We start from the raw sequence: 16,040 nt of genomic DNA on the forward strand, positions 1-16,040 counted from the left end.
TTTCTCCCTCCCATACACCATAAAGGGGGCTTTAAAGCCCCCTTTTTTATTTCAATTCCCCCTTTTATAAACTTTTATAAAGGGGATTGGGGGGATTCTCTATCATCCCTCTTACAAAGAGAGAATTTAACAACTTTTGAGCTGAATCCCCTTGTATTTCCCTCAAAAAGGAAAAATTTTTATAAGTGACAAGTTGGCTAAAAAAAGAATGAATGATTATTTCAATTTAAGGCTTGGTAGAAAAAAATTCCTACATTGAAGGAGTTTCATGAAAAGGAAAGGCATCAAAACAATCTTAGAAAGAAGGAAGAGAAAAGCATTTGACCACAAAGATGAAGTAATGATTGGAAAGATAGTAGGTGTTCATGGTATCAAAGGTGAAGTAAAGATCAAAGCAGAATCTGATGTCTTTGAAAGACAGATCAAGGTTCTTGATTCCATTCCCGTGTATAGAGGAACAAAGAGGGAAGAGCTTCAGATAGAATCGATCAAACCACACAAGGATCTCTTCATAGTAAAGTTCAAAAGAATAGATGATAGAAGTGAAGCAGAAGAGAGAATAGGCGGAGAACTCTGGATAGACAAAAGTAAACAGATTGAGCTTGGAGAGGATGAGTTTTACTTTTCAGACCTTATCGGCAGTAAAGTTCTTACAGAAGATGGCAGAGAAATAGGAATTCTGAAAGAGATACTTGAGCAGCCCGCAAGTCACATTTTAGAAGTAGAAAAACCCGATGGCAGCAGAGTTCTGATTCCATTTATCAACCAGTTTGTAAAAGATGTGGACACCAAAAACAAAAAAATCGTTGTTTCTCTGATAGAAGGTATGGAATGAGGTTTGACGTCTTAACAGTCTTACCAGGACTCTTCGACTGTTTCCTGCGAGAAGGGATAATCGGAAAGGCTGTTTCCTCTGGAAAAGTCAAAGTGAATGTCGTCAATATCAGGGATTTTGCTTTTGATAAACACAAAGTTGTCGATGATGTTCCCTACGGTGGTGGGCCAGGAATGGTTTTAAAACCAGAGCCCATCTTCAGAGCTTACGAAGAGTTAACAAAGGAAGGGGATAAACCCTACGTTCTACTTACAGAACCATGGGGAGAACGTTTCAACCAGGAGATGGCTATCGAGCTTTCAAACAAAAAGAGAATAATGATAATCTGCGGTAGATACGAGGGAGTTGATGAAAGAGTAAAAACTCTTGTTGATAAAGAAGTTTCAATAGGGGATTTTGTTCTAACAGGCGGCGAGCTCCCGGCAATGGTAATAATGGATGCAGTTATAAGGCTTATTCCTAGGGTTTTAGGAAATATAGAGAGTTTGCAAGCAGACTCTTTCATGGATAGGGGACTTTTAGGATATCCAAACTACACAAGACCTGCTGAGTTTAGAGGAATGAAGGTTCCAGATGTTCTCCTTTCAGGACATCACAAAAAAATTGAGCTATGGAGAAAGGAGCAATCCCTCAGGAAAACCCTTGAGAGAAAGCCGGAAATTGTAGAGAAGCTCAGAAGAGATGGTAAGCTAACAGAAGAGGAGTTGAAGATCCTTGAGAAAATAGAAAGGGAGATGAATCGTGAACAGAGTTGAACTCTATGCAAAAGATGGAACTCTCATTGCTGGCTGGGATGTTGACTGGGAAATTTGTAATGAATTTTCTTCATTAACGAATGAAGAGATTGTTTTTGAGGTAGTGAACTTACTGATTATTAATCTTAAAGAAGAAACAGGGATGGACTTTACTCCCAATATGATTATCAGCGAGCTGAGTAGGATTGTCATTTGTGGCAGGGAAATAGATATTGAAGGCGGGAACCCCGCCCATTAGATGCCTCAGCCAAAAGCATTGCATGCACCACCAGAAGTTCCAGAATCACTTCCTCCCACAGCACACGCAGAAACCTTTTTCGCTACCTTTTCAGAACCGCACTCTGGACATTTAACACTACTAATTTGAGAGTATGAAATAACAAACTTCTCAAACTCCTTTCCACACTCTTCGCACTTGAATTCGTAAACGGGCATTTTCTACCTCCGCTAAAGTTTTCAAAGGAAAATCTTGAAAAGTAAAGAATTTTGTCAAGTCCAAGTTTACTTGAGGTAGTAACTCGAAGTTAATGACCATAGCATCTTAAAATACCATAACCATTACAAGTTGCAAATATTCTAACAAAAAAATACCGAGTTTCTATATAAACTGTGTTGTTATTTGATAATTTGATAATATTTAGTAACCAAAGTTGCCATCCATGTATTAAGGGGGGATAAGAATGGATAGAAGGGACATACTTAAATTAATGTTTGGGAGTTTAGCAGGTTTTGTTGTTCCTGCTAAATCACCGGCTACTCCAAAAGGTAGTTCTATTTTTGTTGATTTATGTAATCTTGCAATTTCCCATGAGTATGGAGCCATCGTTCAATACATTAATCACTCTGTCTTAATAACCGATAAAAAAATTACAGATGTTCTCGAGAAAAATCTGCAGGATGAAATATTCCACGCTCGCAAGATTACAGAAATACTTGTAAAAGAAGGAGCAACCCCCACAGTTGCCATGTGGCCTCCCCAAACAGGTAAAAGTGTTAGAACTCTCCTTGAGGAAGATATAAATGGAGAAATTGCAGCTATAAAACTGTATCAGAAGATACTTGATCTACCAGAATCCAAAAAGTATAGAGACGATTTTCTCTCTTTTCTGGAAAGAGAGAAACTGCACCGTTCCCAATTGATGGAGTTGTTGGATGTGGTTTCCAAATCCCGTTAGGTCTATCTCTGGAAAGATTTTTCTGAGTTTTTTATTGCTACTTCTATTTTCTTTTTCAAGTTCGTATTTCACAGTAACAGAAGCTTTTAAAAAGCAACTTAGAGAAGAATTCTCTGCCAGAACAAGCTCAGAGTCAGAACTGCTCATTCTAACTTCCAGAATTCCAATCGAAAATATGGATTACCTTACCCTTTACGAAATTATGAATATAGAAATCCATTATTCTACAACCAGAATAGTCAAAAGACTTTCTGAAGTAAAAAGAACTATTCTGTTTATTGAGCTCTCTATTCTTTTAATGGTTTTATTGGTTCTTAACTTTAATTACAGTATAGTTAAAAGAAGAATTGATTTTATTGTTGATTCTATAAAAAACTGGCGTAATGGTGGCTTAAAGAATCTTGAACTGGATACTACAAAAGATGAGTTCAATGTAATAGAGAAATCTGTTTCAGAAATGTATTTTGAGATACTGAAGGAGAAGAAGATAGACGAAATTCTCTTGAATCTGACCTCCAAAATCTTGTTCCTCATTACAAAAACTTCCAGTTTGATAGATTTCTGTAGAGAACTTGAAGAAAACCTTAAAACAGAGCTGAAGTTAAACTATATCAAGATTCTAATAGATGAAAAATACAAAGAGCTTCATCCTGGTCAAAAAGCACTTTATCTGAAAAGCAATCCTGAAATAAAAATAATTGTTGAAGGAGATTTTCCTTTCTCCGAGGAGATACTTCGCATATTTGAGAATTTAATTGATGCTGCATTGCTTTCTGTTAAGGAAAAGAGTGCCAAGGAATCACTTTTCATAAATACAATTACTGCTTTTGCTAACGCTATTGATGCTACTTCAAGCTGGACGAGAGGACACAGCGAAAGAGTATCAAAGATTGCTGTTGAAATAGGAGAGATTCTTGGTTTAAGTAACGATGAACTTAAGCTCTTGAAGATAGGAGGATTGCTTCACGACATTGGAAAGCTGGGAATTCCTCAAACAATTATTAATAAACCCGCAAAATTAACTAAGGAAGAGTATGAAATAGTTAAAAAACATCCAGAAATAGGATATGAAATCCTGAAACCTATCAATGAATTAAAGGATATTCTTCCTATTATTCTTTACCATCATGAGAAGTGCAATGGTTCTGGATATCCAGAAGGTTTAAAGTGTGATGAGATCCCTAAGCTTGCTAAGATTGTTGCAGTTGCGGATGTTATTGAATCTATGACTACTGAAAGACCCTATAAAGAAGCCTTTACTCTTGAAGAAACTCTTGAATATCTTAAAGAAAATGCCGGCAGGGATAAGCTATTTGATGAGGAGATTGTAAAAGCGGCTTGTGCAGCCAGCTATGATCTTAAAAGAATTATAAGTGAAAAAAGTGAAATATAATTGGTTTGCAATTTTTTATGGGAGGTTCTCTTGGAAAATCTTTTTCCTGTCTTAATTTTAATAGGAGCTTTTGCTTATATCATTCTAAGGTTGCAATCTGGCAACCAGTGTGAAAGTTGTAGTGACAAAACTTGTTCTTTAAAAAAAAGGAGTAACCAGGAATGAAGAGCCTTTCAGAGCTGAGAGAAGAGATAGATAGGATTGATAAAGAGCTCCTTGTTCTTCTCAACAGAAGGGCTAAACTTGCTCAGGAAGTTGGAGAAATAAAGAAAAAGAAAGGACTGCCCTTTTACGTTCCGGGTAGAGAAGCAAAAATTCTTTCTAAGCTTGAAGAGCTTAACCAGGGACCGTTACCTGCAGAGAGCATAAGAGCTATTTTCAGAGAGATAATCTCTGCATGCAGAGCTCTGGAAGAGCCGACAAAGGTAGCATACTTAGGACCACCTGCAACGTTTACCCACCTTGCTGCCCTGAAGCACTTTGGTAGCTCATCAGATCTACATCCTATGGATTCAATAGACGAGGTCTTTGACGAAGTAGAAAAGGGAAGAGTCGATTACGGAGTCGTCCCAATAGAGAACTCCATTGAGGGAATAGTTAACTACACTATAGATATGTTCCTTGATACTGACCTCAAAATCAGTGGAGAGATATTTGTCTCTGTTAACCTCCACCTTATGAGTAGAGAACCGGACCTTTCAAAAATCAAGAAGATCTACTCTCACAGACATGCAATTGCACAGGCGAGGAAATGGATATCAGAAAATCTACCAAAGGTTGACATTGAGGAAGTTTCAAGCACTTCGAAAGCAGCAGAATTGGCAAGTAGAGAGCCTGGAACAGCGGCAGTTGCCAGTGAAGCAGCAGCTTACCTTTACGATTTAAACATCCTTGCAAAGAATATTCAAGAACTCTCTAAGAACTTCACACGATTCTTGGTAATTGGAAAAACAGATTCGGAATTCCCATCCGGAAGAGATAAAACTTCCATTATGTTCAGTGCCAAACACGTTGCAGGTTCTCTCTTTAAAGCACTTCAGCCTTTTGCTGTTTATGACGTAAACCTATCAAAGATTGAATCTAGACCCACAAAGAAACGCCCATGGGAATACGTTTTCTTTGTTGATATTGAAGGACATCGAAAGAATGAAAGAGTTGCAAAAGCCCTTGAGGAACTTCAAGCAAATACAACATTCTTCAAGATTTTAGGATCCTACCCTGCAGGATTTAAAGAATAGATATTGAGGAGGTGAACTTGCGGGAAGCAACTATAGAAAGAACAACTAAGGAAACAGAAATTGAGATTTCAATTAACCTTGATGGAAGCGGAAGCTACAACGTTAAAACGGATATACCTTTTCTTACCCACATGCTCGAGCTTTTCTCAAAACATGGTCTTTTTGACCTCGAAGTAAAGGCTACGGGAGATGTTGAAGTTGACCACCATCATCTCATAGAAGACGTCGGAATAGTTCTCGGGAAAGTCATAAAAGAAGCTCTTGGAAATAAGAAAGGGATCAACAGATACGGCTTCTTCACACTTCCCATGGATGAAACACTTATTTCTGTTGCAATTGACCTCTCAGGACGTCCCTATTTCGTTTACAAAGGCTTTCCAGAGATGGCAAACTTAATGGGAATAGAGTTTGACCTTTTCAGAGAGTTCTGGAAATCTTTTGCTTTCTCCCTAGAGTGTAATCTCCACATAAACTGCCATTACGGTTTAAACCTTCATCATATGGCTGAAGGAACGTTTAAGTGCGTTGCAAGAGCTTTGAGAATGGCTATAGAGGTTGATAAGCGGGTTAAAGGAGTACCTTCTACAAAAGGGGAACTTTAAAATACTTGTAACTAAAGAACAGTGGAGGAGTTCGATGAGGGTTGAACGTTCAAAGGCTCTTCTTGAAGAGGCTAAGAAGTACATTCCCGGAGGAGTGAACAGTCCAGTAAGGGCTTTTAAATCCGTTGGAGACACTCCAAGATTCATTGCAAAGGCTAAGGGTTCTCACATCTGGGACGTCGATGGAAACGAATACGTCGATTACGTATGCTCATGGGGTCCAATGATTCTGGGGCACGCTCATCCTGAAGTTATAAAGGCTATTCAGGAGCAGGCGGAAAAGGGAACAAGCTATGGAGCTCCGACAGAACTCGAAGTCAAGCTTGCAAAGATGATTGTTGAATTAGTTCCATCCATCGAAAAGGTAAGAATGGTCAACTCCGGAACCGAAGCCACAATGTCTGCAATAAGGCTTGCAAGAGGTTATACAGGTAGAAACAAAGTCATCAAGTTTGAAGGTGGTTACCACGGTCACGTTGATGCTCTCCTTGTAAAAGCTGGCTCTGGACTTACAACTTTTGGTGTTCCGACAAGTCCAGGAATCCCTGAGGATTTCGCAAAACACACAATAACAGTGCCATTTAACGATATTGACGCTCTCAAAAAGGTAATTGACGAAGTTGGAAACGATGTTGCAGCAGTTATCATGGAACCTGTTATGGCAAATGCAGGTCTCATTATTCCTGAACCCGGATTTCTTGAGAAGGTCAGGGAGCTGACAGCTGAGAAGGGAATCGTTCTCATATTTGACGAGGTTATCACAGGTTTCAGACTTTCTCTCGGAGGAGCTCAGGAGTACTTTGGAATAACTCCAGACCTTTCCTGCTTTGGAAAGATTATCGGTGGAGGTCTTCCAGTTGGTGCTTTTGGTGGAAAGGCAGAGATAATGAACCACCTAGCTCCAGAAGGTCCTGTCTATCAGGCAGGAACACTTTCAGGTAACCCACTTGCAATGGTTGCAGGAATCAAGACTCTTGAACTTCTCCAGAAACCGGGAGTTTATGAAAGCCTGAGGGAGAAAACAGACAAGCTTGCAGAAGGCTTAAGAGAAGCTGCAAGAGCTGCTGGAATTGAGGATAAACTTTGCTTTAAGAAGATTGAAAGCATCTCCATTGTCTACTTCACCAACAAAGATGTTAAGAATTACCAAGATGCACTAACTTCCAATACTGAAGCTTACGCTAAGTTCTTCAGGAAGATGCTCGAACAGGGAATCTACCTTGCACCTTCACAATTTGAAGTTGCCTTTATGTCCACAGCCCATACAGATGAAGATATAGAAAAGACTATAAAAGCTGCGGAAATAGCATTCAAAGAAGTTGCTGAGATGGTTTAAAATGGGAAAGCTTAAAGATTACATAGAAAAGACTTCTTATATGATGGTGGGGGTTCAGTTTGCCCTCTCCATCATTATTGGAGTCGTTATCGGTTATTACCTTGACAAATGGTTGAACACCTTCCCATGGATGACTATTTTTTGGCTACTGATTGGCTTTGCCGCTGGATTGAAGAACCTCTACAGAGAGCTCAAAAAGGTTGCAAAATGAAAGAGTTTGATTCGTTTGTTAGGAGTCTGCTCTCGATTCTCTCTATCTTATTTGCCATCAGTTTCTTTATCTCTGGATTTCTAACAGACTGGAATTTCCTGTTTCTCTTCTCTTTCACTCTCGGTTATACTCTAATGGTTTTTGACTACATACTTCTCATCAGATTTTCCCGAAGACTTCCTGAACAGGTAGCAGTTAACTACTTTCCTAAATCCGGATTCTTCTGGCGATACATACTCATAGCTTCTCTTCTAATAGGTATTTCTGTGTTTACTCCTCTTAACTTCTTTGCTATAATTCTCGCCGTTGCTGTTACCAACGTAGGGCTAATTTTGTCTGTAGCAAAACACTACAAGGAGTGGAGAAGATGGAGCACGGAGCAATCATAAAGATTGTTGGAATTCCTGATCACGTTACAATGACATGGCTCATGATGGCAGTTGTTCTCGTTTTTGCTTATATCCTGGGTAAAAACCTCAAAAAGTTTCCAGACAGAGTTCAATACGTCTTTGAATCTCTGACTTCTTTCATCGTCTATACACTTGAAGATGCAATGGGAAGCTATGGTAGAAAATTCTTTCCTCTAATTGCCGGACTTGCAGTATTTATTCTCTTTGGAAACCTTATGGGACTTATACCTGGACTTACACAGCCAACTGCAAACTTAAATACAACCCTTGCACTGGCAATAATTTCTTTCCTCGTTTACAACTACGAAGGTGTTAAAAAACACGGTTTTATTAACTACATTAAGCATTTTGCCGGCCCTGTTCCATGGATGGCACCAATTATGTTTCCTATTGAAATAGTTTCTCATCTCTCAAGAATCCTTTCTCTCTCCTTCCGTCTGTTCGGAAACATGTTTGGTGATGAGATGGTCGTTTTAGTTGCACTGATGCTGGTTCCATTCCTTGTTCCAGTTGCAGGTGAGTTTATCGTATTTGCAAACAGCTTCCTGCAAACGTTTATCTTCTGCATCTTAACTGTTGTTTACATTGCAACTGCCATTGAAGAGCACGAAGAAGAGCACGCAAGTTAAATATATTTTGACAGGAGGTATGCTGATGAAGAAAACTTCACTCAAAAGTGTACTCTTCACACTGTTCCTGCTAGTTGTTGGAGCTCTTCCAGCACTCGCAGGTGAAGGTGGAGAATCTGGAAAAGCTCTCATTCTTGGTCTTTCAGCAATTGGTGCCGGACTTGCTATTGGTCCTGCTGCCGGTGGTGCTGGTGCTGGACAGGGTCAGGCAGTAAGAGGTGCCTGTGAAGGTATGGCAAGAAACCCTCAGATGGCCGGTAAACTTACTACAACAATGTTTATCGGTCTTGCTATTATCGAAGCTCTTGCTATCTACGGTCTCGTTATTGCTCTTATTCTTCTCTACGCCAACCCACTTGTTGGTTAATCTGTAGGGGGCAATTGCCCCCTTTGCTTAATCTCTGTGCCAATAAACTCTTACTAATTTCTGTCCTTCGCTATAATTAACTTCAAAATCCCCCCTGAAAGCATTATTCACAGCTTCCCCAAGGTGTCGTGCTAAGTGTTCACTTGTCGTTGCTATTTCAATAATTCCGTCTTCCTTTTCTTTCATCCAGAGAATTCTTTGAAGAGGCCTTCGTGCTATAACCTCATCTATAACATTCTTGATTGTGTTTAAAATCTCTTCCTTGTGGTTCTCAAGGAACTTTCCGCTAAGGTAGAAGAATCCCCCTGGATATCTGTCTCTCTTTCTCCTGCAGGCTGGACAAAGAATTTCATTGATCTCATTCGGTAATTTTTCTGTAATTTGTTCAGGCCATTGCCATCTTCCATCCTTAAAAACAACTCCACACTCAGGACATTTGGTTGGTTCTGGATACTTTCTCTTCTCATAGTATGGATTGTCACTTTCCCAAGTATACTCTTTTCTGCCTGCAGGGACGTAGTTCTCATAGCTTTCTCTCCCTCCCATCTTTTCCTCCTTTTAGTGGTTTCTATTTCTTAATTTAGGTTCTTTAATAGATCGGGGCTATCGGAAGTGCTTTTTCCCGTAGCCAGACACACCCCTTTCTTCTTGACATTATTAGCTCTGGTAAATCCTGTAAATTGGGATCTCTGTAAGGAGTAGACTTTGTTGATGTTAAAAATTTCTCCAGAAGCTTTTCTTCTGTTTTGAAAAGAGGCGAAGCTACCGTTGATCTGGATTTTCTTCCGACAGCCACTCCCTCCTTCACACCAAAGCCTGCCATCCAGAGGGCTTTCCTGACAGGAGATGCAGCAGAGTATGTAGCAAGTATCCCATCTTCTTTTATGATGCTTCTCAGCTTCTGGAAAAACTCAAATGTCCAGAGCTCCGGATTTACTCTTGGAGAAAATGGATCGTGAAAGATAGCATCTGCAAATTGTTCATACTTTCTATGAACTCTTTTTATTACTTCCCTTCCTTCACCTATGTAGATTTTAAACTTTACTTGTGGAGAAAAGTAATTTATTGTGAGAAAAGTATCCTCACACCTTTTATTCCTTAGAGCTACCCTAATGATCTTTTTCCACTTTTCGTAATTTCCCCAGGAGAGCTCTAAGGATTTCTCTATTACACCGAGGTCGAACTCAAATCCGACTATGGAAACCTTTACGTTGGGGTTGGAAGAAAAGGCTGTCTCAAGAAATGCAACCGTGTTGTAGCCAAGCCCAAAACAGACATCAAACAGATTTAACTCACCCTTTTTCGCTTTCTCTTCTATCTTGCAGGGCTTGCAGAACTTCTCTACTGCTTCTTTGAAGGCACCTGCTGTAAGGGAGTGGTAGGGTTCGTTAAATTTCTCTGAAAAGAGGGTAAGAGAACCATCTTCGGTTCTGACAATTTTCAAGGTTTACTCCCGAAGTGAAAAAAAGCCCCAAGAGGGGCGGAATTTATTTAGAAACTGATTTCTTCTTAGATCTGGACTTCTTCTCCTCTGGGTAAAGAGCTAAGTCAAATACTTTTTCCACTCTGTCAACAAATACAAGCTTTACTTTTTTCTTTGCTTCTTCAGGGAGTTCTTCCATAACTTCTGCTCTGTTTTTCTCTGGAAGTATCACAGTCTTTGCACCGTACCTGAGAGCTGCCAGAATCTTCTCTTTCAGACCACCAACAGGAAGAACTTTTCCACCTAAGGTTATCTCTCCCGTCATTGCAACATCCTTTCTAACTTTTCTTCCTGTTAGAGCAGAAAGCATCGCCGTTGCAATTGTTATTCCAGCTGAGGGACCATCCTTAGGAATTGCTCCTGCCGGAACGTGAACGTGAATATCTATTTTTGAAAAGTCGTGCTTGATATTGTACTTATCTGCGTTGGCCTTTATGAATCCAAGAGCTGCCTGAGCAGACTCTTTCATCACATCACCAAGCCTTCCAGTGAGGATGAGCCTTCCACTTCCTTTGGTTACAATGACCTCTATAAAAAGGACATCACCTCCAACTGGAGTCCAGGCAAGACCTGTAGCTACACCGACTTCATCCTCTCCGAGTTCTAATTCTGGAATGAACTTTGGAGCTCCAAGGATCTTCTCAACCAGCTTCTTTGTGACTCTGTACTTCTTTTCCTTCCCTTCGCTGATCCAGAGAGCTATTTTCCTGCAAACTGCCGCTATTCTCCTGTCAAGATTCCTGACCCCAGCTTCCCTCGTATAGTGTCTGATAATGTAGAGAAGTGCAGAATCTGTAAATTCAATGTCATTTTCTGTAAGGGCATGATTCTTCATCTGCTTTGGAACTATGTACCTCTTTGCAATCTGAAGCTTTTCGTACTCTGTGTATCCAGGAATGTTGAGAACTTCAAGCCTGTCATAGAGGGGTTCAGGGATCGTATGGGGAGTATTTGCTGTTGCTATGAAAAGAACCTCAGACAGGTCAAAGGGGTGATTTATGTAGCTGTCGACAAACTCTCTGTTCTGTTCAGGATCAAGAACTTCAAGAAGAGCAGCTGCCGGATCACCCCTGAAGTCCGAAGCCATCTTGTCTATTTCATCAAGAAGGATTACAGGGTTCTTGGTTCCAGCTTTTTTAAGTGCCTGGATTATTTTTCCAGGCATCGCACCAACGTAGGTTCTCCTGTGTCCCCTTATCTCTGCTTCGTCTCTCACACCACCAAGGGAAATCCTTACAAACTTTCTTCCAAGGGCCTTTGCAATGGAACGGGCTAAGGAGGTTTTACCAACGCCAGGGGGACCAACAAAGCAAATCGTTGGCTGTTTTATCTCTTTTATTTTCTTCTTCCTTTTCTTTATGAGAGCCTTTACTGCCAGATATTCAAGGATCCTATTCTTAACTTTCTCAAGGTCGTAGTGATCTTCATCAAGAATCTGTCTTGCCCTCTCTATATCCAACTTATCCCTTGTTCTCTTAGACCATGGAAGCTCTATCATCCACTCTATATAAGTTCTGAGAACGGCTGCTTCAGCAGACTCAGGATGCATCTTTTCAAGGCGAGCAAGTTCCTTTAAAACCGATTCCTCCACATCTGGAGGCATTTTTGCCTTCTTTATTTTTCCTTTGTACTCCTCAATCTCCTTTGTTCTTTCCTCTTCTTCACCCAGCTCTTTTCTGATTGCCCGGAGCTGTTGTCTCAGGAAGTACTCCTTCTGCTCCTTCTCCATAGACTCACGGGCTTTTGTCCTTATCAGCTCCTGGATCTCAAGAACCTTTATCTCGTGTTCTAATTTCTCACTTATTTTCTTGAGCCTTTCTACTGGATCAACTGTGGAAAGAAGGTCTATCGCCTCTTCAGTTGAGAGGTCTATCTGACCGGCAACAAGGTCTGCAAGCCTGCCGGGATCTTCAATTGACCTCAAGATTGCAACCATATCGGGCGGAATCTGCTTTCCAAGGGCAACAATCCTCTCTATTTGATCCTTTACAAGTTTGACTAAAGCTTCTTCTTCTAAGGATTGAGGAGCGTACTCGGGTTCCGAAATGTGCTCTATCTCAGCGCTGTAGTAATCATCTTCTATTTTAATCTCCTTAACTTTTGCTCTTCCAAGCCCCTGAACCAGGATCTTCACTCTGCCATCCCCCATCTTCATTGCCTTGAGGATGACAGCAACGGTTCCGTATTCGTAAAGATCTTCAGGTTTTGGTTCTTCTACGTCTTTATCTTTCTGAGTTAAGAGAAAAATAAGTTTATGTTCCCTAAGAGATTCCTCTATGGCGTTAAGTGAAAATGGTCTTCCAACAAAAAGAGGAGCTATCATCATGGGAAAAACGACAACATCTCTTAATGGAAGAACCGGAAGCTCTTCTGGAAACTTTGCTTCATTCTGATCATGAGGCTGTATTATTTCACCCATTACTTTTCTCCTCTTTAAGTTTTTCACTCAAGAACTTCAGGAGAGGTTCCTTTAAATCTTTCCTTTTAAGGGCAAAATCTACCGTAGCTATGAGAAAACCGAGCTTATCTCCTGTGTCGTACCTTTCCCCTTCCATTATCTTAGCATAAAGAGCTTCTTTCATTCCAAGCCGTTCAATGCCGTCCGTTAGCTGGATCTCTCCACCTTTCCCTAGTGGAGTTTTCTTTAGCGCTTCAAAAATCCCAGGGGTGAGAATGTACCTACCAGTAATGGCAAGATCTGAAGGCGCTTCTTCGGTAGAAGGTTTTTCCATCAAGGTGTCAACTTTGAAAACGCCAGGTTCTATCTCTTTTCCTCCAACAATGCCGTATTTGCTGACATCCTCTTCTGGAACTCTCTGAACCCCTAAAACCGTACATCTGTACTTGCAGAAAACATCCATTAACTGCTTTATGGCCGGAGGCTCTGAAACCATTATGTCATCACCAAGTAGAACTGCAAATGGTTCATTTCCAATAACCGGCTCTGCTGTAAGAATTGCATGTCCCAATCCCAAAGGTTCTTTTTGTCTGATGTAGATGATCTCTGCAAGGTTTGTAACCCCTCTCACAAGCTTGAGGAGTTCCTCTTTTCCTTTCTTTTCCAGTACATATTCAAGCTCAAAGTTTGTATCAAAGTGATCTTCAATCGCCCTCTTATGCTTACCTGTCACAAAAACGATCTGTTTAATACCAGCTCTTACAGCTTCCTCAACTATATACTGAATCACCGGTTTATCCACAATTGGAAGCATCTCTTTCGGTTGCGCCTTCGTCGCCGGCAAGAATCTGGTTCCAAGCCCTGCTACAGGTATAACCGCCTTCTTTATCACTCAAACCTCCCAGGGGAACGATCTGGCAAATATGCACTTTAAGTACCTTGATTCAGGAATCTGAAGAACGAAGGGATGATCCTTAGCCTGATAGGTTGTGTAGAGAACCTTCAATGGAGTTCTTGTATCGTAAGCAGCCGAAAGAAGTATCTCTTCCAGGATTGGCGGAGTGATGTGGTGGGAACAGGAGCAGACAACAATGCTTCCGCCAGGCTTTAACATTTTCAGTCCTCGCAAGAAAAGCTCCTTGTACCCCTTCTTTGCCTGCTCAACAACCGTTTTGCTCTTTGCAAAGGCTGGCGGGTCGATGACTATTGAATCAAACTTCTCCCCTTCCTGTTGCATCCTCTTTAAAACTTTAAAAGCATCACCCTTTACAAACTGAAATCTATCTGCAACACCGTTGAGCTCGGCATTCTCTTTTGCAAGGTCAAGGGCAAGTTGAGAGCTATCAACAGCTACCACTTCTCTTGCTTTACCGATTACAGCTGCATGAATTCCAAATCCTCCAAGATGACAGAAAGCATCGAGGACTCTATCCCCTTCTTTTACAAATTCCGTAGCAAAGAGAAGCTTGTTCTCCCTCTGGTCAAGGAAGTATCCCGTTTTCTGCCCACCAATTATCTGAACGTTAAACCTTATTCCGTTCTCTGTAATTACAACCTTCTCAGGAATATCCCCATAGAGAGGTTGCTCAACAAGAGGCAAACCTTCCAGTTCCCTGACCTGAACTGTTGACTTTTCGTAAATTCCTTTCGGCTTTACAACCTCAACAAGTGCCCTGACAATCTTTTCCTTTAAAACTTCCATTCCAAGGGTTGTTATCTGAACTACCAGATAACCATTGTAATAGTCAACAATAAGCCCTGGCAGATAGTCAGCTTCAGAGTGAATAAGCCTAAAAGCTGTGGAATCTAACGGAACAACTCCTTTCCTGTAAGCAAGTGCTTCTGAAATCCTCTTCTTGAAAAACTCTAAATCTATCTCTTCATCCTTTTTGAAAGTCAAAATCCTGATAGCAATATAACTCTCTGGGTTTATATAACCTTTTGCAAGAAAAGCCCCCTTATAATCCCTTACAACACATAGTTCTCCAGGTTTGGGCTTTCTCGAAAAAGAAAGAATGTCGTTTTTGTAAACCCAGGGATGAAAACCTCTTATCCTCCTCTCTCTTCCTCTCTTTATAGAAACCTGAAGCATTTAAAACCTCACTATCGACTTTGGTAAAAGTTTGAAATAGTCCCTGATCCCATCTCTATAAGAAACCTCTCCTGTCAAAAGAGCTGAAGTTAGACTTCCGACCTCCGGTTTTCTTTTTATAACGTAAAAATTTAACCTTTTAAAATTAAAAAAGAGGTTCCCCACAACTTTTGCCCAGAAAAACTCACTTCCCATAACTCTATCAACTGATTCTCTGTAAAGTTTCAAAATCTCCAGATTTCCTTCCTCAAACGATTTTGCCACAACGTCAGCAGCAATTATTCCGCTTTTAACAGCATAGTAAATTCCCTCTCCTGTGAGAGGATCCACCAGCCCTCCAGCATCCCCAAGGAAGAGGAGACATTCCCTGTAAACATCATTTTTCCTTTTCCCTGCAGGTATGGGAAAACCTTTCTGAAACCGTAATTTCCCTTCTATTCCGTGCTTCTTGTTGAATTGAAACAGCTTTCCTTTCAGACTTTTCACTTTACTCTTAAACTCGCCCAAACCTGTCGTTACAAAGTTTCCTTTTGGAAAAATCCAATAGTAACCCCAGGAAAAATCAGAAAAGTCTATCAGTATTGAATCATTCCACTTAAAGTCAACATCCACTTCATAAGTAAAGCCAATATTTCTCTTTATGTTAAATTGCCTTGCTATCCTGCTATTCACACCATCAGCAGCTATAACTATTCTCGCCCTGTAGGTTTCTTTATCTGTTCTGACTTTCCAGAAACCATCTTCTTTCTCCAGTGAAAGAACAGCCTCTCCCGTGTGAATTTCAAAGTCCCGATTTGAAATTGAATCAAAGAGGAAGTTATCCAGCTCCTCTCTATCCGTTAGATAAGTCAAGGGGTTATCTGCACTTACCTCCACTCTGCTTGAATCGTTGATGAGGATAAATCTCTTTGACTGAACCCTTACTACCTTGTCCAACTCTGGAAAGAGTTTTTTCAGGAGATCATAAGCCTTAGGGGTTAAACCACCAGCACAGAGTTTCTTTCTGGGAAAGCTTTCCCTATCAAATCCGATAATTTTAAAACCTTTTCCAGAAATCTTACGCAAGAAGGATGCCCCAGCGGGGCCAAGCCCAGAAATCGCAATATCATAGACCAT

Annotated in this window: 19 protein-coding genes; 12 read left to right on the forward strand and 7 right to left on the reverse strand. The window is 40.6% G+C overall.

Annotated features, from left to right (window positions below; genetic code table 11):
• Positions 1-268: 268 nt before the first annotated feature.
• From rimM to ACYQ3A_RS03740, 3 genes are read left to right on the forward strand one after another with little or no spacing between them, the layout of a single operon-like run.
• Positions 269-835 (forward strand): ribosome maturation factor RimM, encoded by a 567-nt coding sequence (gene rimM, locus ACYQ3A_RS03730; protein WP_459895729.1) that lies wholly within the window; start codon positions 269-271, stop codon positions 833-835.
• Entirely contained in the window at positions 832-1,590 is a 759-nt protein-coding gene (gene trmD, locus ACYQ3A_RS03735) for a tRNA (guanosine(37)-N1)-methyltransferase TrmD (protein WP_459895730.1), read from the forward strand. The genes rimM and trmD overlap by 4 nt, the downstream gene beginning before the upstream one ends.
• Positions 1,577-1,828, forward strand: coding sequence for a hypothetical protein (locus tag ACYQ3A_RS03740; RefSeq protein WP_459895731.1), 252 nt, complete (start codon positions 1,577-1,579; stop codon positions 1,826-1,828). The genes trmD and ACYQ3A_RS03740 overlap by 14 nt, the downstream gene beginning before the upstream one ends.
• Before the next feature lie 5 nt (positions 1,829-1,833).
• Here the strand turns inward: ACYQ3A_RS03740 and ACYQ3A_RS03745 are convergent, their stop codons facing one another.
• Positions 1,834-2,025, reverse strand: a complete 192-nt coding sequence (locus tag ACYQ3A_RS03745; RefSeq protein WP_459895732.1) for an FmdB family zinc ribbon protein — start codon at positions 2,023-2,025, stop codon at positions 1,834-1,836.
• A gap of 245 nt (positions 2,026-2,270) precedes the next feature.
• On the opposite strand from ACYQ3A_RS03745, the gene ACYQ3A_RS03750 reads away from it, so the two are divergent.
• The 9 genes from ACYQ3A_RS03750 (at position 2,271) to atpE (ending at position 8,951) form a co-directional block, all read left to right on the forward strand.
• Positions 2,271-2,765, forward strand: coding sequence for a ferritin-like domain-containing protein (locus tag ACYQ3A_RS03750; RefSeq protein ID WP_459895733.1), 495 nt, complete (start codon positions 2,271-2,273; stop codon positions 2,763-2,765).
• Positions 2,743-4,158 carry an HD-GYP domain-containing protein gene (locus ACYQ3A_RS03755; RefSeq protein WP_459895735.1) on the forward strand — a complete coding sequence of 472 codons (1,416 nt, stop codon included), beginning with the start codon at positions 2,743-2,745 and terminating at the stop codon, positions 4,156-4,158. The genes ACYQ3A_RS03750 and ACYQ3A_RS03755 overlap by 23 nt, the downstream gene beginning before the upstream one ends.
• 161 nt (positions 4,159-4,319) lie before the next feature.
• Positions 4,320-5,396: a prephenate dehydratase gene (gene pheA / locus ACYQ3A_RS03760; RefSeq protein WP_459895737.1), complete on the forward strand. Its 1,077-nt coding sequence runs from the start codon at positions 4,320-4,322 to the stop codon at positions 5,394-5,396.
• Between the two features lie 17 nt (positions 5,397-5,413).
• Positions 5,414-5,998, forward strand: a complete 585-nt coding sequence (hisB, locus tag ACYQ3A_RS03765; RefSeq protein WP_459895739.1) for an imidazoleglycerol-phosphate dehydratase HisB — start codon at positions 5,414-5,416, stop codon at positions 5,996-5,998.
• Positions 5,999-6,032: 34 nt separating this feature from the next.
• The gene (gene hemL / locus ACYQ3A_RS03770; RefSeq protein ID WP_459895741.1) at positions 6,033-7,334 is read left to right on the forward strand and encodes a glutamate-1-semialdehyde 2,1-aminomutase; all 1,302 of its coding nucleotides are present in this window, start codon (positions 6,033-6,035) and stop codon (positions 7,332-7,334) included.
• Position 7,335: 1 nt separating this feature from the next.
• Positions 7,336-7,545: an AtpZ/AtpI family protein gene (locus ACYQ3A_RS03775; RefSeq protein WP_459895743.1), complete on the forward strand. Its 210-nt coding sequence runs from the start codon at positions 7,336-7,338 to the stop codon at positions 7,543-7,545.
• A complete protein-coding gene (locus ACYQ3A_RS03780) occupies positions 7,542-7,934 on the forward strand; it encodes a hypothetical protein (RefSeq protein WP_459895745.1) in 393 nt (130 codons plus the stop codon). The genes ACYQ3A_RS03775 and ACYQ3A_RS03780 overlap by 4 nt, the downstream gene beginning before the upstream one ends.
• Entirely contained in the window at positions 7,913-8,584 is a 672-nt protein-coding gene (gene atpB / locus ACYQ3A_RS03785; protein WP_459895747.1) for a F0F1 ATP synthase subunit A, read from the forward strand. Before ACYQ3A_RS03780 ends, atpB begins: the two co-directional genes overlap by 22 nt.
• A 25-nt stretch (positions 8,585-8,609) precedes the next feature.
• Positions 8,610-8,951 carry an ATP synthase F0 subunit C gene (gene atpE / locus ACYQ3A_RS03790; protein ID WP_459895748.1) on the forward strand — a complete coding sequence of 114 codons (342 nt, stop codon included), beginning with the start codon at positions 8,610-8,612 and terminating at the stop codon, positions 8,949-8,951.
• A gap of 27 nt (positions 8,952-8,978) precedes the next feature.
• Here atpE and ACYQ3A_RS03795 read toward each other — a convergent pair whose 3' ends face one another.
• The 6 genes from ACYQ3A_RS03795 to ACYQ3A_RS03820 are packed head-to-tail and all read right to left on the reverse strand — an operon-like array spanning position 8,979 to position 16,040.
• Positions 8,979-9,497: a BCAM0308 family protein gene (locus ACYQ3A_RS03795; RefSeq protein ID WP_459895750.1), complete on the reverse strand. Its 519-nt coding sequence runs from the start codon at positions 9,495-9,497 to the stop codon at positions 8,979-8,981.
• A 43-nt stretch (positions 9,498-9,540) separates the two neighbouring features.
• Positions 9,541-10,395: a tRNA (5-methylaminomethyl-2-thiouridine)(34)-methyltransferase MnmD gene (locus ACYQ3A_RS03800; protein WP_459895752.1), complete on the reverse strand. Its 855-nt coding sequence runs from the start codon at positions 10,393-10,395 to the stop codon at positions 9,541-9,543.
• 43 nt (positions 10,396-10,438) lie between these two features.
• Positions 10,439-12,853, reverse strand: a complete 2,415-nt coding sequence (gene lon / locus ACYQ3A_RS03805) for an endopeptidase La (RefSeq protein ID WP_459895754.1) — start codon at positions 12,851-12,853, stop codon at positions 10,439-10,441.
• Positions 12,846-13,724, reverse strand: coding sequence for a UTP--glucose-1-phosphate uridylyltransferase GalU (galU, locus tag ACYQ3A_RS03810; RefSeq protein ID WP_459895756.1), 879 nt, complete (start codon positions 13,722-13,724; stop codon positions 12,846-12,848). The genes lon and galU overlap by 8 nt, the downstream gene beginning before the upstream one ends.
• A complete protein-coding gene (locus tag ACYQ3A_RS03815) occupies positions 13,725-14,924 on the reverse strand; it encodes a class I SAM-dependent rRNA methyltransferase (protein ID WP_459895758.1) in 1,200 nt (399 codons plus the stop codon).
• Entirely contained in the window at positions 14,925-16,040 is a 1,116-nt protein-coding gene (locus ACYQ3A_RS03820) for an NAD(P)/FAD-dependent oxidoreductase (RefSeq protein WP_459895759.1), read from the reverse strand.

Source organism: Desulfurobacterium crinifex (assembly GCF_054656775.1).

Excerpts from the sequence above, each read along its gene's own strand:
- rimM (WP_459895729.1), top strand. The coding sequence starts at position 269 with ATGAAAAGGAAAGGCATCAAAACAATCTTAGAAAGAAGGAAGAGAAAA.
- trmD (WP_459895730.1), top strand. The coding sequence starts at position 832 with ATGAGGTTTGACGTCTTAACAGTCTTACCAGGACTCTTCGACTGTTTC.
- ACYQ3A_RS03745 (WP_459895732.1), bottom strand. The coding sequence starts at position 2,025 with ATGCCCGTTTACGAATTCAAGTGCGAAGAGTGTGGAAAGGAGTTTGAG.
- ACYQ3A_RS03750 (WP_459895733.1), top strand. The coding sequence starts at position 2,271 with ATGGATAGAAGGGACATACTTAAATTAATGTTTGGGAGTTTAGCAGGT.
- ACYQ3A_RS03755 (WP_459895735.1), top strand. The coding sequence starts at position 2,743 with ATGTGGTTTCCAAATCCCGTTAGGTCTATCTCTGGAAAGATTTTTCTG.
- pheA (WP_459895737.1), top strand. The coding sequence starts at position 4,320 with ATGAAGAGCCTTTCAGAGCTGAGAGAAGAGATAGATAGGATTGATAAA.
- hemL (WP_459895741.1), top strand. The coding sequence starts at position 6,033 with ATGAGGGTTGAACGTTCAAAGGCTCTTCTTGAAGAGGCTAAGAAGTAC.
- ACYQ3A_RS03775 (WP_459895743.1), top strand. The coding sequence starts at position 7,336 with ATGGGAAAGCTTAAAGATTACATAGAAAAGACTTCTTATATGATGGTG.
- ACYQ3A_RS03780 (WP_459895745.1), top strand. The coding sequence starts at position 7,542 with ATGAAAGAGTTTGATTCGTTTGTTAGGAGTCTGCTCTCGATTCTCTCT.
- atpB (WP_459895747.1), top strand. The coding sequence starts at position 7,913 with ATGGAGCACGGAGCAATCATAAAGATTGTTGGAATTCCTGATCACGTT.
- atpE (WP_459895748.1), top strand. The coding sequence starts at position 8,610 with ATGAAGAAAACTTCACTCAAAAGTGTACTCTTCACACTGTTCCTGCTA.
- ACYQ3A_RS03795 (WP_459895750.1), bottom strand. The coding sequence starts at position 9,497 with ATGGGAGGGAGAGAAAGCTATGAGAACTACGTCCCTGCAGGCAGAAAA.
- lon (WP_459895754.1), bottom strand. The coding sequence starts at position 12,853 with ATGGGTGAAATAATACAGCCTCATGATCAGAATGAAGCAAAGTTTCCA.
- ACYQ3A_RS03815 (WP_459895758.1), bottom strand. The coding sequence starts at position 14,924 with ATGCTTCAGGTTTCTATAAAGAGAGGAAGAGAGAGGAGGATAAGAGGT.
- ACYQ3A_RS03820 (WP_459895759.1), bottom strand. The coding sequence starts at position 16,040 with ATGGTCTATGATATTGCGATTTCTGGGCTTGGCCCCGCTGGGGCATCC.